Origin of the sequence: Okeania sp. SIO2C2, assembly GCF_010692625.1 — a bacterium.
GTDB classification, from domain to species: Bacteria; Cyanobacteriota; Cyanobacteriia; order Cyanobacteriales; family Microcoleaceae; genus Okeania; species Okeania hirsuta.
Window position 1 is genome coordinate 146,132 of the sequence record NZ_JAAHGM010000015.1, and the last position, 19,087, is coordinate 165,218.

Sequence of the window (19,087 nt, forward strand, 5' to 3'; positions counted from 1 at the left end):
TATATTTCGAGCAGAAAAGAATACTAATTAAGAATTAAAGTTGTTTTGTGGAATGGGTTTTGTGGAATGGGTTTTGTGGAATGGGTTTTGTGGAATGGGTTTTGTGGAATGGGTTTTGTGGAATGGGTTTTGTGGAATGGGTTTTGTGGAATGGGCCTCTGGCCCGTTCGTTCCCGTTCCTGATATTTTCACCGCAGGCAGGATACCCACGCCACTTATAGCAGATTGCACTTTGGTGAGGTATACCCATCGCGGGCAAGATACCCGCACTTGCATTCATTTAATTGTTAATATCTGTACTTCGTGTACTTGGAATCTGCTGTATATTCATCCCACCCCTCAGCAATACCAGAATTAAAGTTAATTTACTAGAATGATACCTAAGTATAATTGTCCCAAAACAAATTATACTTTAAGCGACAAAAGTATAATTGGCCTATTATCCACTGATGATTTTTAGAATCTCTAGTGTCAAAAACACTTTGCCGTTATGAAGTGTCACTTGCCTGTACTAAAATTCCTGCTGTGACAAGTTTTTCAACATTTTGCTGTGCAGATTTATAGGTGATAGACAAAATCTCTTGAGCTTGAGGAATACTAAGTATTGGCAATAATATTAATAGTGCTAAATAACTGTAACTTCATATTATAAAAAAATGAAAATTGCTACTAAACTCACTCAAGAAAAGGCGCAAAAAATTGCCTTTATCCAGGAAAAAACTAAACAAAGCACAGATGAAATTTTACTATCTGCTCTAGAGTATTACTATCAACAACTTTTGAATACTTCTGAAAACCATCTGGAAAAATTTATTAAACTTGACTTTATTGGTTGTATTGAAGCTGAACCAAATCTTGCTGAAAACTGTGAGTCAATTTTGATGTAAGAAATAGGAGAAGATGAATAATGATTATTGTGAATACAGGTTTTTGGGTGGCTTTGGCAAACAAAAATGATAATTACCATGAAGCGACAAAAAAAAGTTTCAGTCAATATAATGAAGCTCTGATTACAACCTGGTGTATTGTTACTGAAACCTGTTATTTTTTACAATCTCGTCGTGGAGTTCAAGCATCACTTACTTTTATCAATGCTATTTCTGAGGGTTTATTTCAAATTTTTGAAATCAAGTCTGACCATATACCAAGAATAAAAGAGTTGATGAATAAATATCAAGATGTACCTATGGATTTAGCTGACGCATCTCTAGTTCTTTTAGCAGAAGAATACCAAACTGGACGAATTTTGTCATTAGATATTAAAGATTTTAGTATTTATAAATGGCATAACAATAATTATTTTCAGAATCTGTTTAGTCCTTGGAATAAGACTATATTTACCGAAATATTGTGGTTTAAAGCCTCCCATTTTAAGGGGATAATAAATCAAAATTTTCCTTTTAGTCAATCCTCTTCTTTTCAAGGAGAGGTAATTCTAAATTCTAAATTCTAAATTCTAAATTCTTGAACACCAATCTCTACCTTAAACTATGCCACATACCTACAGTCTCATCTGACCATCGAAACTGAAAGTATACCTAACAATTTATATTATAAAAAATTTAAAATCCATCATTAATTTTCTCTAATAAAATCAAGCATAAGATTCGCAGTAATTTGTAATGTCTCCAAGTTCTGAAAAAGTAGATGTTAGTTCAAACTTAAAATCATGCCATTTTTGGTTAAAATACTTGTTATTGAAATGGATAAATCAAAGGTTGATTTGGCATATATGCTTAGTTTTGTAGAAATATCAATTTATTTCTAGTGGTAAATATAAGTCATCACCAGGTAGTCGTCTATCCTCAATCTCTTCTCTATTTTCTGCTAAAATTTCTTCATAGTTTTCACTGAAAATCTGATTGTATTCAGATTCTGTTCGTTGAACTTTAAATGCTGAATCTGCACGACGTTCAATAGATTCAATCATGCACGCTTGAACAATTGCGTCAGCTTTCTTATTTCTATTTTTACTTCGATAGTGCCAGTATGAAATGGCAAGAGGAACTGGAATCGATCTAATTATTACTTCGTCACTTTGAACCCAAAACATTGGGAAACGGTTTAAATTATATCCCTTAAAACGTGAGGCAAGTTTTGATTTTCCTTTAATAAAACGTTCTATATCTGTATTTTCTTCACCTATAGCACCTGTGACTGATTTTATATCTAAATGGTAATTTTCATCATCAGTTTGATAAACATTTAGAGGTATTTCCCCTAAATAAATAGTTGCCTTAACAGCTTTAGTGAAATTAGATTTATTTTCCATATATCCTTTATCAATTAATTACAATTATCCTGGTATATCAAGCTGATAATTATATTATCATCATAATTTGCCTTTGTAAAACAAACAATCCTATTATCATCTATTTTTTAATCATTTTTAGTCTTTCTGACTTTATTGGTTGTATTGAAAGACCTAATGTTCATCAAAAATATTAATTAGTTTTGATAATACAGCGGTTTTCATTTGGATAAACCACAATAGAGACCTTCCGTGGAACGTCTCTACAAGATTTTGCTTGTGAAGATGTGGTTCATCAAGAGCGAACAGCGCTTTCAGCAATTAACAATTAATAATTAACAATTAATAATTACCTCTTCTTAAAAGAAGAGGATTGACTAAAAGGATTTTTTTTGATTCTCTTGGTCGATTGGATATGGCGAGGTTTCCTCCCCATCCCTCGACCGCTTTATCCCCTTCAAAGGGGAGGCTTCAAGGCGTGAATTGTTGAATGAATAATTATTAACTATCAACTCTTAATTATTAATTATTCATTATTAATTATTAATTATTCGGTAAGTAGTAGCTAATCAAGAAAAATGATTTAATAAATATATCATTAATTTTCTCTAATAAAATCCAGAATATAATTAGCAGTAACTTGTGACTTTTCCAGGTGAGGAACATGACCGCAATTAGGAATCCAAATCAGTTGAGAATTAGCGATCGCTCCCTCTAATTTACCAGCATCACCAGTACCTAAAATCCGGTCATTTTCTCCCCACAAAATCAATGTTTGTTGTTGCATAGCAGGCAATTTTTGTTTGAAATTACCATACCCACCACTCTTAGTAAAAGAGATTAAAGCTTGATTCCAACCAGGCATTTCTAGATGCAATCTGGCACAAATATTAGCATCTAAAGTTGCAAAACTTTTATCAAAATAAGCACTACGACTAATACTTGCTCGCACCTGGGGGCGACGCAAAAATTCTGTGGCGAAATAGTCAAGTGGAGGAAAAATAAACTTACTAATAATTGGATTATTTTGCATTCCAGCACTATCAATTAATACCAATTTTTTCACAACTTCTGGATAAGTAAGAGTAAAATCAATAGCAGCAGCACCACCCATAGAAGCACCAACTAAAATAACAGGTTGGTTAATCAAACTTTTCCAAAAATAATAAAGATGAGTAGCGATCGCCTGTGGATTAATTTTTAAATTGGCTAATCTATCTGTAAATCCAAACCCTAATAAATCAACAGCAAAAGTTTGATTTTGAGCAGCAAGTAATGGCAAAAGGCGACGATATTCAAAAATAGAACTATCAAAACCATGCAGTAATAAAATCGGGGTATTATCTTCACCTTGAGAGACAAAACTTGTATTAATTGTTTGAGAAGTCAGAGGAGTAGAAATTGATTGATACTGAATATTTTGAGGAAAAGAAATAGATGTAGATTCAGTTAGACTTTCAGTTAATTTTGGTAAAAAATTAGGATACATTGGCATTAAACAATTAATAATTAATAATTAATAATTAATAATTAACAATTACCTTTCCTTTAAAAGAAGAGGATTAATTCAAAGGATATAGTGTAGTAGTGCGGGCAAGATTGCCCGCGATGGGTGTACTTCACCGAAGTGGAATCTGCTGTATCAGGAATTATGCATGAAGTACGAAAGACTAGGAGCTGAGATTGCTTCCCTATCGGTCGCAATGACAAAAATATGTTAAAGGCAATGAATTAATAGCTGATAGCTGACCGCTGACCGCTGAATGCTTACCTAAGACTAGGGTCTGAGATTGCTTCCCTATCGATCGCAATGACGAAAATACATTAAAGGCAATGAATTAATAGCTGATAGCTGATAGCTGATAGCTAATTATACTAATTACTCAATTCAACATTTATCTCATTAACAATTCTACGTTTAAGTTCAACAGACTCAGAGCGAGGTAATAAATCAAAAACTTCTCGAAAAGCATCATCTACTTTTTCAAACGCAACTTGACCTTTAGCATTTAAAACAACTTTTCCTTCTTGGTCAATTAAAACAGTTTGAGGTACAAATCCTTCATAATAATAAGCTGATTGTGTAGAATCATCAGTAACAGGACTAATAATAGCATCCACATTAACAGGAATAAAACTTGCTGCGCGACCATAGAATGCTTGCAGTTGAGAAACTACAGTCGAAAATTGTTTGCAATCCTTACTATCATCTAGAAAAAAGACTAATAGAGCAGGTTTAGAACCGTTGAGAGATTCTTTTAATGTTACTCTAGCAGGAACAAGAGAACCATTACCCGCATAAAGGGCAAAAATATTACCATCAAATCTATCATCATTTAGACTTGCTAAAGCAGTGGGTGTAGCTATTAGAAGTAATAAGAATATCGCTAATAAAAAACTCAATAAAGTAGAGAGAACTTTTTGCCATGAAAATTGTTGTATTGAATTTAGCATAATGTAAGAAAGTTGTAGATTTTAAGTTTAATTAATTGGGAGTTACGCACTGACAATATACAGCAGATTTCTGGCAAATGATGTACAAGATGAATGGTGAAAATATTGCAGTGCGGGCATCTTGCCCGCTTCGGAGTGTACCTCATAACAACGGAAAGTGCTGTATATAGGGTTTCGCTCAGTTACGCTAACATTAACACACCCTACTGGCGCGTCAAGCTTAAAATAGGGTAATAGGAAAATGGCAAAATTTATATATATTGTTTTTGTCCAAAATTCTAATACAACATTTAAGGCTTGACACGACACTACTAGCGCGTCAAGCTTGAAATAGTGTTTTAGGAAAATTCTCCAAACCTTAGTCATAGCAATAATTATACTCAAAAATTTAATACACCATTTTCAGCTTGACACGCCACTACTGGACTAACACACCTAAAGATGTAGGTTGGGTTGTAGCTTGCACACCAAGTAGCGGTAAAGCAGTGTTAGCGGAGCTTATCCGTAGGATAAACCCAACAAAACCTTACTGTTGGGTTTCGGTTCCTCAACCCAACCTACGCCTACCATCTGTAGGGGCGAATGGTATTCGCCCTCCCCAATAAGTAGAGTCTGTGCGTAAGTTCTGTTTAATTAATTAATAATGTGGTGAGTAATAGGTCATATTGTATAGCAGTCGAAGGAAAGGTTAGGATAGATTAAAAGCTTAAAATTCAGACAACACAATATTTTTCTTCTTCCTTGTTCCTTCTTCCTTCTTCCCTCCTAACTACATATCGCAAATTTCTAAATCTTCCTTCACCTTGGGATGAGTAATAAAATAATCTTGAAGCCAATCACAAGAACCTTTCAACAAATCATTTAATCCTTTCACGCGCCACAACTGTAAATTATTATCCACCAAAGTTGCCACATATTTACCATCCACACTTAAAGCCTTAGCATTCTCAAATTGAGCTAATTGACGTCCAGTAATATCCCAAATTCTTACCATTCCATCTTTGCCCATACTAGCAACCTGCTCCCCATCAGCACTAAAAGTCAAATTATTCACACTACCTATGTTGCCCTTCAGATCTGCAATTTGATTGCCCGAAAAATCCCAAATTTTGACTACCCCATTGCTATCTCCCGTCACTATATACTTTCCAGATGGACTAAAAGCCATACTCTCGATCCAACTGGAAAGAATTTTCAATTCTGACACAAGCTGAAAAGAACTATCCCAGATTTTAGCAATACCATCCTCTCCAGCAGTACCAATATATTGCCCATCTGGACTAAACACCACATCCAACACGCGACCATTATGTCCTTTTAACTCAGCCAACTGCTGACCAGAATTATTCCAGATGCGGGCAACACCATCTTCCCCCACCGTTGCTAAACGTTGCCCATCAGGACTAAAACCAATTTGCTTTGCTCTCCCCTTTTTACCTTTTAGCTCTATCAACTCTTCTCCTGAAATCTTCCAAATTCTCCCCTGACCACTATCTCCCGCAGTAGCTAGGCGTTGACCATCAGGACTAAAACTCATATCCCCAAACATTCCCAGATATCCATTGAATTGAGCTAAAGGTTTTCCCGAAATATCCCAGATGCGGGCAGTACCATCAACTGCTGCTGTTGCTAATTTCTGACTATTAGAACTAAAACTTACTGACCCAAAAATATCGGAGTTTCCCCTGAGTGTTGCATCGTGATTATCTTCTAGTTCCCAAGTTCTACCCGTGCCATCTTCTCCTAAAGTTAATAGTACTTGTCCATCAGCACTAAAGTTAACTTCCCAAACCCTGCCTTGATGTCCTCTAAGATTGGTTAACAAATTACCATTATTGTTCCAAATTTTCACACTACCGTCACTACCTGCTGTAGCTAAACGTTCACCATCCGGACTAAAACTTACACTGGTGACAATTCCTTGATGTCCGGGAAGTTTTGATAATACTTGGCCTGAAGTATCCCATATCAAGGCTGTTCCATCTTCTCCTGCTGTAGCCAAACTTTTGCCATCCGGACTAAAGCTAACATTCCAGACCCCGCCTTCACCTCCCTTAAGTTTAGTTAGTAGCTTACCAGAACTACGTCGCCAAATCCTAATTGTGCCATCCCATCCAGCAGTGGCTAAACGTTGACCATCTGGACTAAATATTACTTTTTCAACACTACCTTGATGTCCCCTGAGTCTAGCCAACTGTCTCCCAGATCGATTCCAAATTCTCGCAGTCCCATCCCATCCAGCAGTAGCTATATATCTACCATCAGGGCTAAATGTGACATCTAAAATTCGACCTCGATGTTTTTTGAGAGTCGCTATTTTCTTGCCTGATATATCCCAAATTCTTGCAGTGCCATCTTCTCCAGCAGTAACTATATATTTACCATCAGGACTGAAAGTAATTTGCCAAATTTGACCTTCATGGCCTGTTAGTTCTACTTGCTGCTTACCCAGAAAATCCCAGATTCTAGCTGTACCATCATCTCCTGCTGTGGCTAAAATATTTCCTTTTGGTGAAAATTTAACGTGAGAAACTTTGCCTTGATGTCCTCTTAATTGGGCTACAGACTGACCTGAGTATTTGAGGATTTTGGCTGTACCATCATTGTTAACTGTGGCGAGTAGTTGGCCATCAGGACTCATGGTAATTTTTTTGATGTTGGGAATTTGATTTTTCTCATGAATATTGTTGAGTATTTGTTGTAAGGCAAATATGGGACTTGTAGCTGGATAATATTGAAGTGGGCGATCGCCTCCAACTAATTCTTTTAGTTCTTTTCCAGCTTGCATTGCTGATAGTAATGCTTCTATTTCTGCAATTTCAAATTTTCTTAAAGCACTAATTCCTTTGTGTTCTAGTTTTGTACCTTCTTGTGCTTCTTGAAGTTCATACTGTGCTTTTTCTAGTTGATATTCTGCTCTTTGAAGTTGATTTTGTGTATCTTTAAAAAGTTTACTTGCCCAAACAACTACTGTCATTGCTGTTATTGATACTATAACTAAACCCGCCAATCCTAATTTCAGTTTATTCTGCTGATTTGAAGATGTTTTTATTTTTTTCCGAACTACCTGTTTTTTTTGAACTTTATTCTGATTTTTTTGTACTGGTATCTCCTGTTGTTTCTGTTGTAATTGAACCTGAATTTCATTTGGATTATTTTGATTTTTTTGTACTCTTATTTCCCCTAAATCCAGTTGTGGCTGAACCTGAATTTCATTTGGATTATTATTTTTATTATCTTTTTCTTTTGGGTTTAATACCTCGTCGTCTACAGGGTGTTTAAAATTGGATAGGGACTCAAACCCCAACAACTTTTTCTTCCTTCCTTCTTCCTTCTTCCTTCTTCCTTCTTCAATTTGATTCTGATTTTTTTGTTCTGTTATTTCCCCTAATTCATGTTGTTGCTGAACCTGAATTTCATTGGAATTATTATTTTTATTATCTTTTTCTTTTGGGTTTAATACCCCGCCGTCTATAGGGTGTTGATAATTATTTAGGGTTTGAGTGCCTATCCACTTTTTCTTCCTTCCTTCTTCCTTCTTCCTTCTTCCTTCTTCATTAGAAAAATCAGATGCCATTAGAGATATTTTTTCCCGGTCATTTAATTCTAATATTTGAGGATTAGTTTGAGGAGCTGTAGTTACTGTTGGTAAATATTGTTGTACCCATTCTTGATTAAAAATTTCTGCATATATCGGACTGTATACTTCTAAAAAACCACGATTTATTTTCGCTACACCAGACCTCAATAACTCTTTAATTTCCCATTTATTATTAGCGATCGCATCATTTTTAAATTTTTGATTATCTTGACCAGACGATTTTAATCTACGATGTTTTAAAATTTGTTGATATATTTCTAAATGACTTGTAGATTTCTCTATATTCTTCAGTAAAAGATTTTGTATTTTCTTGAAATGAATCGGATAGTCTTGTGAATCCCAGTTTTCTATAACACAAATTTTCACTAAATCTTCTACTAAATCTATATCGTTATAATTTTCTTCTTCTTTTCTTTCTCCCAGATAGTCCATCGTTATTTGACACAATTTTTGCATCAAAAATGGTTGTCCGCCTGACCAATATAATATTTTTTCTATAACTTGTAGTGGCTGTTTAACTATGCCTTTAAATGGCTGCGCTAAATGAGCTACTTCTTCTTTTTTGAAACTCTTAAGTTCAATAAATCTATATCTATCTACTAAATTATCGGGTATAGTTGTCCCCAGCAAAGCAAATGTTAAGCGTTGAAATTTTGGATTATTTGTTCTTTCCTCAAGACAATAATCAATTAATACCCCTAAACTACTAAAGCCTGAATTAACAACACTCTCATCATTAACCTCATCTATAAAAATTACTATTTTCTCATTTTGAGTATTAACTAACAATACCTCTTCAATAAAAATAAATAATCTTTCATCCGCAGGTAAATCTGCCATTTCTTCCCACCATAATTCCGGGAAATGCCGAGGAAATAAAAAAGTATTCTCTAAAGTCAAAATTATTTGCTCATACCATTCTTCTAGAGTCAAAAGTTTATTATTAACTCTAGTCATATCTAAAGCAATACAGATAATATTTTCTGCTTGCAACAGTTGTATTGTTCTAATTTTTAAACTTGATTTTCCCGTTTGTTGAGAACTTAATACATAACAATATTCACCTTTCTTCAAAGCATTAAATAACTCTTTATCTGCCGAGCGTCTAACATAAGTGGGATGTTCTAATGCTAAATAATTACCTACTTGATAGCTATATTCTTGATTCTTCTGTATTTTCATATTTATCAAAATAATATCGGTCTAAAACCCCGCCTTAATTGGCGAAATATTTTTGGAGCGAAGCTCAAATCCCTGTTAAAAAAGTAACTTCTGACTTCTAACTTCTGACTTCGTTAACTTGACTATTCTCACTAGCAACTGTATCAGATATAAAGCTTTCAATTCAAATTAACTCAAAATTACATTTTTATTATTTTATTCAGTTTTGAAAAATGAATGCTTATAGAAATCAACATTTGGAGAACAAATTTTTCCCTAGTTTATCCTTAATTAATTATACTTATGATATATTTTGAAGGAATATTTATATTTTCTTTGCTTTTACCCTGTAGCTCGATCCAAAAATTCCAGCAATAGTAAAAGGTCATTTCACTAAGAAGGAAGAAGGAAAAAGTGGATGGAGACTCAAACCCCAAGCAATTATAAACACCGCTCATGAGGTGCGGGATATTAAACCCAAAGGAAAAAGATAAAAAAATTTAATTTTTCACAGAATCAAAAAAACGAGATAATAAATAATTAGTATTACAATTTTATTTTAATTAGCTATAGGTTTAGGAACAATTTGGATAGCCATCAAAAATGTGGAATAATTTCATAAACTAGCTCATAAACTAGCTATAAGTACAACAGGTTTTATCTCTCTAATTTAGATATTTATCCTAACTCCAGACTGCCTACAAATATGGTTAGGAATTTTCCGACTAGCCATCTATATATAGGTGATTGAATGTATAGCAATAGCCAGAGCAGTTAGGACTTGCTAATTATGAATCTTAGACTAGCCAATGTTTTTTCCACTGTTCCCTGTTCCCTGTTCCCTATTCCCTGAGATAAACTAAAAAGCTAATAATTTTCAAAATATTCTCAGGATAGAAAAACCAAAAGATGAAAGTATTAATTGTGTATTGGCATCCTGAACCCCAGAGTTTTAACGGTGCAATGTTTCGTCAAGTTTGTGAAGTTTTAGTAGATGCAGGGAATGAGGTAAAAACTTCAGATTTACATGAAATGAATTTTAATCCTGTTTCCAGCAGACAAAATTTTAAAACTGTCAAAGATCCAAATTATCTCAAACTACAACTTGAAGAAAAATATGCCACTGAAATGAATAGTTTTGCCGAAGATATAGACTCAGAAATAGAGAAAATTGAGTGGTGTTACCTAATGATTTGGCAATTTCCGTTGTAGTGGTTTGGTTTACCCGCAGTTTTCAAAGGGTGGGTTGACCGTGTTTTTGCTATGGGGCGCGTTTATGGCGGCGGTCGAATATATGAAACAGGAGTTTTTTAGGGAAAACGGGCGTTATTGTCGTTGACCACAGGTGGTATGGAAGATATCTATATTAAGGGAGGTTTCAACGGCGATATTAATGGAATTCTACGACCTATTCATAGAGGAATGTTTCAGTTTGTTGATTTTGATGTATTGGCACCATAAATTGTATATGCACCTGTTCGGATTACCGATGAGCAGAGAGTGAAAATATTGGAAAATTATGCTGCTCCTCTGAAGGAAATAAGTAAAGAATCTGGCATTGATGTTGGTATTTATTAATATACCGTAGGTTGGATAAAACGGCAGTAACACTCAACAAAAAAAACCACATTTGTTTCAGCTACTTTCCCTCAATTCAACCTACAGCTATAACTACAATAAATGTTTTTAGAAGGTCTAACAAAAGCTAGACGTTAAATGTTAGGTTTTGAGGTATAAAAAAGTTTTGACACTTCAATTATTAGACCTCTTAAGCAAATTTAAAATCAAATAAATGACAAGACAAAAATCATAAATTTTTCTTTGCCAGAAGTCTCAAAGTAACTTCTAACTACCTATCACCTAACACGAAAAAACCTCTCTCTAAAACTAGATTGCTTCTATATTACTTTCCCCAGTCCTAATTCTCACAATTCTATCTACTGGAGCAATGAAAATCTTACCGTCACCGATCTCACCAGTACGGGAGGCAGCAATAATTTTGTCAACAACCATATCCACCTGGTCTTCTTCAACTACAATTTCAACCTTGAGTTTCTGCAAAAACTCAACCGTATACTCAGAACCACGATACCTTTCAGTTTGACCCTTCTGACGCCCAAAACCTCTGACTTCAGAAACAGTCATACCCACGATACCAGCATTAACGAGAGCAATTTTAACCTCGTCCAGCTTAAAAGGCCGAATAATAGCTTCTACTTTTTTCAAGTTATTCACTCCTTACACTTAATTTTTAAGTTTACTCGTTTATCAGGATGACATCTTTTGAGAACGCAGCCAAGTGGGCCTTATTTGTTAAGAAAAATACATTTACTCAGCAGTTTTTTGAGTAGGCTTCTAAAATCTTAAAAATACCGAAAAAATTACTCTTGTTAGAAAATCTTAAAGTTTTTTATAAATTATGTAAAAAAAGACTTTTTATTACATCTCATTTTTGATTAAAATTATACTTTTAACTATACATAATAGTATCTAGAGAGGAATTACCTGTGCAATTACAAACTAAAGTTACCCTAAAACGAGCAACGGGTGCTTTTGCACTAATGGATAGTCTCAAGCGTCATGGAGTCAAACACATATTTGGCTATCCAGGGGGTGCAATATTACCAATTTACGACGAACTCTACCGTTCAGAAGCAGCAGGAGACCTAGAGCATATTCTAGTCAGACACGAACAAGGAGCTGCTCATGCCGCCGATGGATATGCTCGTGCCACTGGTAAAGTAGGTGTATGCTTTGCTACATCTGGTCCGGGAGCTACAAATTTAGTAACAGGCATAGCTACTGCCCACATGGACTCAATTCCTATGGTAGTAGTTACAGGCCAAGTCGGCCGAAAAATGATTGGTACTGATGCCTTTCAAGAAACAGACATTTATGGCATTACTCTACCAATTGTTAAACATTCTTATGTTGTCCGAGACCCAAGGGATATGGCCGGAATTATTGCTGAGGCATTCCATATTGCTAGTACAGGTCGTCCCGGCCCAGTCTTGATTGACATTCCCAAAGATGTAGGTTTGGAAGAATTTGACTATGAACCCGTGGAACCTGGTTCCATCAAACTACCTGGATACCGTCCGACTGTCAAAGGCAACCCCCGGCAAATTAACCAAGCTGTAAATTTGATGCTAGAGGCACGGCGTCCTCTACTATATATAGGTGGTGGTGCCATATCCGCAGATGCTCATGCAGAAATTCAAGAATTAGCAGAACATTTTAATATTCCTGCAACTACTACTTTGATGGGTAAAGGTGCTTTTAACGAACACCATCCCCTATCAGTAGGAATGTTAGGAATGCATGGGACTGCCTATGCTAATTTTGCTGTGAGTGAGTGTGACTTATTAATTGCTGTTGGTTCCCGTTTTGATGACCGGGTAACTGGAAAGTTAGACGAATTTGCTTGTCATGCGAAAGTAATTCATATTGATATTGACCCCGCAGAAGTAGGTAAAAACAGAATTCCTGAAGTTCCAATTGTGGGAGATGTACGCCAAGTTTTGATTGACTTGCTGCGTCATTGCCGAGAGATAGGAGATTTAGTTAATCCTCATCAAACTCAACCTTGGTTAGAAAAGATTAATCGCTGGAAACAAGATTATCCTTTGGTTGCCCCTCAACATTCAGATAGTATTTCACCCCAAGAGGTAATTAATGAAATTGGCAAAATGGCTCCAGATGCTTACTATACAACTGATGTTGGTCAGCATCAAATGTGGGCAGCTCAATTTCTGAAAAATGGACCTCGGCAATGGCTCTCTAGTGCAGGTTTGGGGACTATGGGTTATGGGATGCCTGCTGCGATGGGGGCGAAAGTGGCACTGCCAAACCGGGAGGTGATTTGTATTGCTGGTGATGCGAGTATTCAAATGAATATTCAGGAGTTGGGGACTCTGGCACAGTATGGCATTAATGTTAAAACTGTGATTATTAATAATGGCTGGCAGGGTATGGTGCGTCAATGGCAAGAGGCATTTTTTGGCGAGCGTTATTCTTCTTCTAATATGGAGATGGGAATGCCTGATTTTGCGATGTTGGCTCAGGCTTATGGAGTTAAAGGTATGATGATTTCTAGTCGGGAGGAGCTTAAAGAGGCGATCGCTCAAATGTTGGCTCACGATGGACCTGTGTTGATGGATGTTCGTGTGACTAAGGATGAGAATTGTTATCCTATGGTAGCGCCTGGTAAGAGTAATGCTCAAATGGTTGGTTTACCTATTCGTAAGCAACTTGAACAAGCTGTGGAGTTTATTACTTGTAGTAATTGTGGGGCGCAAAATAGTGTTGCTCATAATTTCTGTCCTGAATGTGGTGTTAAGTTGTAATAGATAAGGAAGAGGGAAGAGGGAAGAGGGAAGAGGGAAGAGGGAAGAGGGAAAAATATTGCTTTGTCTGAGTTTTAAAGAAGCACTCAGTTTTCAGCAGATTTTTTTGAGAGGCTCTGGTTTACCTTTGGGTAGCATCTCCTTCCGAAAGTATTCCGGAACAGAAAAATTTCCCGAACAATTCTTTCTCCTAATTTCCCTGTCTTCTCGCCCTTCCGACCCTTCCGCTCCTTCCCACACTTCAGATTTTTTTTGAGATGCTCTGGTTTACCTTTGGGTAGTGTCTCGTTGCAAAAGTATTCCGGAACAGAAAAATTTCCCGAACAATTATTCCTACTTTCTCTGTCTTGCCACATTTTTGAGCAGATTTTTGTTTGAGATGCTCTGGTTTACCTTTGGGTAGTGTCTCGTTGCAAAAGTATTCCGGAACAGAAAAATTTCCCGAACAATTCTTACTACTTTCTCTGTCTTGCCACATTTTTGAGCAGATTTTTTTTGAGAGGCTCTGGTTTGCCTTTGGGTAGTGTCTCGTTGCAAAAGTATTCCGGAACAGAAAAATTTCCCGAACAATTATTCCTACTTTCTCTGTCTTCCCACCCTCTCCACACTCCCCACATTTTGCTTTTTTTAGCAAACTCTAAATATTCTCTGCCAACTCAAATCCTCATTACAAAAATGACTTCTGACTTCTGACTTCTGACTTCATTCTCTGTCTTGCCACATTTTTGAGCAGATTTTTGTTTGAGATGCTCTGGTTTACCTTTGGGTAGTGTCTCGTTGCAAAAGTATTCCGGAACAGAAAAATTTCCCGAACAATTCTTACTACTTTCTCTGTCTTGCCACATTTTTGAGCAGATTTTTTTTGAGATGCTCTGGTTTGCCTTTGGGTAGTATCTCGTTGCAAAAGTATTCCGGAACAGAAAAATCTCCCGAACAATTATTCCTACTTTCTCTGTCTTCCCCATTTTTGAGCAGATTTTTTTTGAGATGCTCTGGTTTGCCTTTGGGTAGTATCTCGTTGCAAAAGTATTCCGGAACAGAAAAATCTCCCGAACAATTATTCCTACTTTCTCTGTCTTCCCCATTTTTGAGCAGATTTTTTTTTGAGGCGCTCTGGTTTGCCTTTGGGTAGTATAGCAACGTGCGCTGGTATGTTTACATATTACAAAGAAAGAAATATTTATGTAACATAAGCTCTCATGTATTGGTAATAGTAGTAGAGCTGTATATTACATTTACCTTCAAACGTAGTATGTAAATATGTGAGCGCTCATTGCTATATCTCGTTGCAAAAGTATTCCGGAACAGAAAAATCTCCCGAACAATTATTCCTACTTTCTCTGTCTTCCCCATTTTTGAGCAGATTTTGTTTTGAGGCGCTCTGGTTTGCCTTTGGATAGTATCTCGTTGCAAAAGTATTCCGGAACAGAAAAATCTCTCGAACAATTATTCCGACTACTTCAGGAAGAAGGAAGAGGGAAAAGGGAAGAGGGAAAAATATTGCTTTGTCTGAGTTTTAAAGAAGCACTCAGGGGTAAGCTTTTCCTGGGGACTGCGGAGCTAACAGCTTTGAGCAGATTTTTTTTGAGATGCTCTGGTTTACCTTTGGATAGTATCCCGTTTCAAAAGTATTCCGGAACAGAAAAATCTCCCGAACAATTATTCCTACTTTCTCTGTCTTTCCACCCTCCCCACACTTCCAACATTTTGCTTTTTCAGCAAACTCTAAATATTCTCTGCCAACTCAAATCCTTGTTACAAAAATAACTTCTGACTTCTGACTTCTGACTTCTGACTTCATTACCCTCCATCTCAATAAATTTTTCCCAGACTTACCAATAATTTCACTATCTATTCCTAACGCCTTCCGGGGTGCAATAGTCGCCAAATAAATTCCCGTCTCAATATCACAAATTCCCCACTTAACCAAATTATTAACCCCAACTAATAAAGGTAAAGTTGTTCCCGATAAAGTTCCATCTTTTAATCTTGCCGTACCATTTTTAACATCTATTTCTCTAGTATCCCAAGGATAAATTCCATCACGTAATCCCAAAGGTGCTAAAGCATCACTAACCAAAAATATTCCCTGTTGATATTGACTCGCTTTCAACAAAATTTCTATCATTGTTGAACAGACGTGCTCACCATCAGCAATTAAACCACACATAACATCCGAATTTGTAATTGCTGCACCTAATAAACCAGGTTTTCGATGATGTAAACTCGGCATCGCATTAAAAGCATGAGTCACCATTGAAGCTCCCAATTTAAAAGCTTTTTCTGCTTGATTTGCTGTGGCTTGAGAATGCCCTAAACTAACAGTAATTCCTAGATTTTTTAAATAGGGAATAACTGTTTCTGTAGAGTCTAATTCTGGAGCTAAAGTAATGATTTTAACTATCTCAGCATACTCTCCCAAAACTTCTTTGACATTTTGGAGCGTTAATGGTAATAAATATTCAAATGGATGAGCGCCTCGCTTTTCTGGATTGAGAAAAGGACCTTCTAAATGAACACCCCAGATTTTTGCCATTTCTGGGTCTTGAGGTTGTGAGGCCAAATGGTGGAAAACTTGGAGCGATCGCTGAATATTATCTATAGAAGTTGTCACAATAGTAGGTAAAAAAGCATCTATTCCTTGTTGCCATAAATAGTGACAAATTTCCTGTATTTTAGTAGTAGAATTTGCATCTACTTCGGGAAAAGCCAAACCCAAAGCACCATTAATTTGTAAATCAAATCCACCGAGAGAAACCCAGTCTTCTTGAACATCAATAGTGGCAGATACGGTAGGCAAAAGTTCCTCTGTTTGAGAGATAATTTGTTTAATATTGCCAGTAGAATCAATCAAAATCTGTTGTAGGTCTTGATAACCAGGGATTTTAGCATTAATAATTTTAGTAGTTAAATTCACGAGCTTTAAGTAGGTAAATTTCAATAATTAATAATTAATAATTAATTAGGGCTTGCTGATTAAATATAAAAGTCTTGAGATATAAAGGTTTTGGCCTGTTGAGGTAGTGAAAAAGTAGCAGGTATTTGCCTAACAAAGCTCAAAAAGTGAGTATTGGGGTAAGTATAGATACAGAAAAATCTTGGGATAATTTTTCGGAGTACGTCCTCTACAACTCTTGATTTCTCCTAACTCTTCACTACTCCCTACTCCCTGCCTTAGCAAAAAGACTTTTTCAGCAAACCCTAATTATTAACAATTACCTCTCCTTTAAAAAGTAGAGGATTGACTCAAAGGAAAATTTTTCTTTATTATCCCCTTAAAAGGGGAGGCTTGAAACCACAATTTTTCGGTAATTAAACGTTAAAAAATTGTAGGGGCGGTTTTAAACGAAAGCTTTGACTTCAGCACAATCGAGTTCTAAAAACCCGCCCTTTAATATTACGTTTATTTATGCTCACCTACTTAAATTCAAATTTCAAGAAAAATTAGAGTTAGAAAAATATTAGAATCGGTGTTAAACTAGGTGGCAATTTAAGAAGATATTTTTGATTAAAATTAAGTGTAGAAAAATGCAGATAAATCAACTTAAATTTTGTACTTTAAGCGCTCTACTTTTAAGTTTTACATTTGCTCAAAAAAGTCATGCTGCAACTTTATTTCAAGTGGAACAGGTATCACAGTGGTTCACTGGCTTATTTGATAATACTAAACAGGTTGCTGATCATCCTATGATTCCTCCGATTACAATGTCAAATTGTCCGGTTAAACTTATTGGCAGTGACCTGATGGAAAATACAGAAACTGTTTATTTAGAACAAACAACAGGAGGATTTCCTTTTCGGGTGCGCTTGTATTCTTTTTTTAGTAATAATGACTCTCAAATTACTATTAGTATTAGTCGTTTCCTCAACGAAACTTCTTTATTTGGTTTATGTGATCGCCCTCGTTCTGAACAAGTTATTAATGCGATTAATTTAGATAATTTTAACTGTGAAGTAAACCTTTCTTTTATTTCTAATACTTATGTAGGGACTAACGAACCAGAAGGTTGTTCGACCACTTTTCCTGGGGGTAAAGTTATTTCAGATATTGTTATTAAGCCTAATAGTATTGACTCTTTAGATCGTATTTTTGATGGTAATGGTAATCTGTTATTTGCCACTCCTATAACCTTTAATCGTATTGAAGCAGTTCCTGAACCGTCGATATTATTCGGATTATTTATATTAAGTGGTTTAGGGTTAGGAAAAGCCTCTAAACATGATTAAAAAAATCTGGTTTCTGGGAATAACGATGAAAGAGTCAGGAGTCAGGAGTCAGGAGTCAGGAGTTAGGAGTCAGGAGTCAGGAGGAAAGAAAGAAGAGGAGGAAAAGGAGAAAGTTTTTTGATCGCTAATTATCCGGACATGATTAGGACTTACGCAGATATGCTATATATAGCGCTCACAACTATTGGACAATAGTTATCATACTCTATACATAGTGCCTTTGCGTAAGTCCTGATGATATTATAAAAATTTTCTTTTCACAAAGGTAGACTACAAAACTTTTGCCCTCTGCCCTCTGCCTTCTGCCTTTAAGCTAAAATCTCTGTATTTTTAATGAAAACTCCTATAAATATGAACCCAATCATCGGAATTATTATGGGCAGTGACTCAGACTTGCCCACAATGAAAGAAGCGATCGCTATCTGTGAAGAATTTGAAGTCCCCTCAGAAGTCGCCATTGTCTCTGCCCACCGCACGCCCCAGAGAATGTTTGAATATGCCCAAACTGCCCATCAAAGAGGATTAAAAGTCATAATTGCCGGAGCGGGTGGTGCAGCACATTTACCAGGGATGGTCGCATCTTTAACGCCACTACCGGTAATTGGTGTCCCTGTACAAACCAGAACATTACAAGGTATAGACTCCCTATACTCTATAGTACAAATGCCAAGAGGAATACCAGTAGCCACAGTAGCGATCGGCAATGCTAAAAATGCTGGTTTATTAGCAATTCAAATATTAGCATCCCACCAACCAGAATTATTAGAACGAGTCCAAAAATATCGTCAGACCCTAGCTGAATCAGTAATGGACAAACAAACTAAATTAGAGGAAATGGGGTACCAGGAATATTTAACACAAATTTAATTAAATTGCAAACATTTTAGAACAAAAATCTGACAAATAATTGGTATTGTTACAGGCAGAGACTTTTGTGAAAAGACTCAAACAACTATTGCTACTAAATCAAATAAAAGTAGCAAGAGATACAGAAAATCTATACAAGAATTGGTGCGCTATTTTCAATTGTAAACTACTAATTAGTTC

The 19,087-nt window shown here is 35.9% G+C and carries 21 protein-coding genes and 1 pseudogene; 11 read left to right on the forward strand and 11 right to left on the reverse strand.

What is annotated here, in order from left to right; all coding sequences use genetic code 11:
* Positions 1 to 40: 40 nt before the first annotated feature.
* Positions 41 to 358, forward strand: a complete 318-nt coding sequence (locus tag F6K18_RS15265) for a hypothetical protein (protein WP_287521961.1) — start codon at positions 41 to 43, stop codon at positions 356 to 358.
* A 130-nt stretch (positions 359 to 488) separates the two neighbouring features.
* On the opposite strand, the gene F6K18_RS15270 is transcribed toward F6K18_RS15265, so the two are convergent.
* On the reverse strand, positions 489 to 611 hold the full coding sequence (locus tag F6K18_RS15270; protein WP_287521963.1) for a hypothetical protein: 123 nt from the start codon (positions 609 to 611) through the stop codon (positions 489 to 491).
* A 45-nt stretch (positions 612 to 656) separates the two neighbouring features.
* On the opposite strand from F6K18_RS15270, the gene F6K18_RS15275 reads away from it, so the two are divergent.
* Positions 657 to 887 (forward strand): hypothetical protein, encoded by a 231-nt coding sequence (locus F6K18_RS15275; protein WP_287521965.1) that lies wholly within the window; start codon positions 657 to 659, stop codon positions 885 to 887.
* Positions 888 to 907: 20 nt separating this feature from the next.
* Positions 908 to 1,453 carry a type II toxin-antitoxin system VapC family toxin gene (locus F6K18_RS15280; protein ID WP_287521967.1) on the forward strand — a complete coding sequence of 182 codons (546 nt, stop codon included), beginning with the start codon at positions 908 to 910 and terminating at the stop codon, positions 1,451 to 1,453.
* A 300-nt stretch (positions 1,454 to 1,753) separates the two neighbouring features.
* Here F6K18_RS15280 and F6K18_RS15285 read toward each other — a convergent pair whose 3' ends face one another.
* From F6K18_RS15285 to F6K18_RS15295, 3 genes are all read right to left on the reverse strand, one after another.
* On the reverse strand, positions 1,754 to 2,272 hold the full coding sequence (locus tag F6K18_RS15285; protein WP_287521968.1) for a hypothetical protein: 519 nt from the start codon (positions 2,270 to 2,272) through the stop codon (positions 1,754 to 1,756).
* Positions 2,273 to 2,849: 577 nt separating this feature from the next.
* Positions 2,850 to 3,740, reverse strand: a complete 891-nt coding sequence (locus F6K18_RS15290) for an alpha/beta hydrolase (RefSeq protein ID WP_287522014.1) — start codon at positions 3,738 to 3,740, stop codon at positions 2,850 to 2,852.
* A 386-nt stretch (positions 3,741 to 4,126) separates the two neighbouring features.
* On the reverse strand, positions 4,127 to 4,705 hold the full coding sequence (locus F6K18_RS15295; protein WP_287521969.1) for a thylakoid membrane photosystem I accumulation factor: 579 nt from the start codon (positions 4,703 to 4,705) through the stop codon (positions 4,127 to 4,129).
* 407 nt (positions 4,706 to 5,112) lie between these two features.
* On the opposite strand from F6K18_RS15295, the gene F6K18_RS15300 reads away from it, so the two are divergent.
* Positions 5,113 to 5,310, forward strand: coding sequence for a hypothetical protein (locus F6K18_RS15300; RefSeq protein WP_287521971.1), 198 nt, complete (start codon positions 5,113 to 5,115; stop codon positions 5,308 to 5,310).
* A 164-nt stretch (positions 5,311 to 5,474) separates the two neighbouring features.
* Here the strand turns inward: F6K18_RS15300 and F6K18_RS15305 are convergent, their stop codons facing one another.
* Positions 5,475 to 9,488, reverse strand: a complete 4,014-nt coding sequence (locus tag F6K18_RS15305; RefSeq protein WP_287521973.1) for an AAA-like domain-containing protein — start codon at positions 9,486 to 9,488, stop codon at positions 5,475 to 5,477.
* An 888-nt stretch (positions 9,489 to 10,376) separates the two neighbouring features.
* Between F6K18_RS15305 and F6K18_RS15310 the strand changes: the two are divergent.
* Together F6K18_RS15310 and F6K18_RS36640 are read left to right on the forward strand one after the other, a co-directional pair.
* Positions 10,377 to 10,781: pseudogene (locus tag F6K18_RS15310) on the forward strand (NAD(P)H-dependent oxidoreductase).
* A 15-nt stretch (positions 10,782 to 10,796) separates the two neighbouring features.
* The gene (locus F6K18_RS36640) at positions 10,797 to 10,928 is read left to right on the forward strand and encodes a hypothetical protein (protein WP_353735085.1); all 132 of its coding nucleotides are present in this window, start codon (positions 10,797 to 10,799) and stop codon (positions 10,926 to 10,928) included.
* Between the two features lie 426 nt (positions 10,929 to 11,354).
* Here F6K18_RS36640 and F6K18_RS15315 read toward each other — a convergent pair whose 3' ends face one another.
* Positions 11,355 to 11,693 carry a P-II family nitrogen regulator gene (locus tag F6K18_RS15315; RefSeq protein ID WP_287238918.1) on the reverse strand — a complete coding sequence of 113 codons (339 nt, stop codon included), beginning with the start codon at positions 11,691 to 11,693 and terminating at the stop codon, positions 11,355 to 11,357.
* 281 nt (positions 11,694 to 11,974) lie between these two features.
* Between F6K18_RS15315 and ilvB the strand changes: the two genes are divergently transcribed.
* Positions 11,975 to 13,813 (forward strand): biosynthetic-type acetolactate synthase large subunit, encoded by a 1,839-nt coding sequence (ilvB, locus tag F6K18_RS15320; RefSeq protein WP_287521975.1) that lies wholly within the window; start codon positions 11,975 to 11,977, stop codon positions 13,811 to 13,813.
* A gap of 93 nt (positions 13,814 to 13,906) precedes the next feature.
* On the opposite strand, the gene F6K18_RS15325 is transcribed toward ilvB, so the two are convergent.
* The 4 genes from F6K18_RS15325 to F6K18_RS15340 all read right to left on the reverse strand — a co-directional run bounded on the left by F6K18_RS15325 (position 13,907) and on the right by F6K18_RS15340 (position 14,953).
* Positions 13,907 to 14,053: a hypothetical protein gene (locus tag F6K18_RS15325; RefSeq protein WP_287521976.1), complete on the reverse strand. Its 147-nt coding sequence runs from the start codon at positions 14,051 to 14,053 to the stop codon at positions 13,907 to 13,909.
* Position 14,054: 1 nt separating this feature from the next.
* Positions 14,055 to 14,291: a hypothetical protein gene (locus tag F6K18_RS15330; protein WP_287521977.1), complete on the reverse strand. Its 237-nt coding sequence runs from the start codon at positions 14,289 to 14,291 to the stop codon at positions 14,055 to 14,057.
* Between the two features lie 178 nt (positions 14,292 to 14,469).
* On the reverse strand, positions 14,470 to 14,658 hold the full coding sequence (locus F6K18_RS15335) for a hypothetical protein (protein ID WP_287521978.1): 189 nt from the start codon (positions 14,656 to 14,658) through the stop codon (positions 14,470 to 14,472).
* Positions 14,636 to 14,953 (reverse strand): hypothetical protein, encoded by a 318-nt coding sequence (locus F6K18_RS15340; protein WP_287521979.1) that lies wholly within the window; start codon positions 14,951 to 14,953, stop codon positions 14,636 to 14,638. The genes F6K18_RS15335 and F6K18_RS15340 overlap by 23 nt, the downstream gene beginning before the upstream one ends.
* Before the next feature lie 231 nt (positions 14,954 to 15,184).
* Here F6K18_RS15340 and F6K18_RS15345 point away from each other — a divergent pair, with 231 nt between their 5' ends.
* Positions 15,185 to 15,580, forward strand: a complete 396-nt coding sequence (locus F6K18_RS15345; protein ID WP_287521980.1) for a hypothetical protein — start codon at positions 15,185 to 15,187, stop codon at positions 15,578 to 15,580.
* Here the strand turns inward: F6K18_RS15345 and nagA are convergent.
* Positions 15,558 to 16,754: an N-acetylglucosamine-6-phosphate deacetylase gene (gene nagA / locus F6K18_RS15350; protein ID WP_287521982.1), complete on the reverse strand. Its 1,197-nt coding sequence runs from the start codon at positions 16,752 to 16,754 to the stop codon at positions 15,558 to 15,560. The two genes, F6K18_RS15345 and nagA, sit on opposite strands and share 23 nt — an antisense overlap.
* Before the next feature lie 587 nt (positions 16,755 to 17,341).
* On the opposite strand from nagA, the gene F6K18_RS15355 reads away from it, so the two are divergent.
* The 3 genes from F6K18_RS15355 to purE all read left to right on the forward strand — a co-directional run bounded on the left by F6K18_RS15355 (position 17,342) and on the right by purE (position 18,907).
* Entirely contained in the window at positions 17,342 to 18,040 is a 699-nt protein-coding gene (locus F6K18_RS15355) for a chromophore lyase CpcT/CpeT (protein WP_287521984.1), read from the forward strand.
* Positions 18,033 to 18,161, forward strand: a complete 129-nt coding sequence (locus F6K18_RS15360; RefSeq protein ID WP_287521985.1) for a hypothetical protein — start codon at positions 18,033 to 18,035, stop codon at positions 18,159 to 18,161. Before F6K18_RS15355 ends, F6K18_RS15360 begins: the two co-directional genes overlap by 8 nt.
* 230 nt (positions 18,162 to 18,391) lie before the next feature.
* Positions 18,392 to 18,907 carry a 5-(carboxyamino)imidazole ribonucleotide mutase gene (purE, locus tag F6K18_RS15365; protein ID WP_124145914.1) on the forward strand — a complete coding sequence of 172 codons (516 nt, stop codon included), beginning with the start codon at positions 18,392 to 18,394 and terminating at the stop codon, positions 18,905 to 18,907.
* The last annotated feature ends 180 nt before the right edge of the window (positions 18,908 to 19,087 follow it).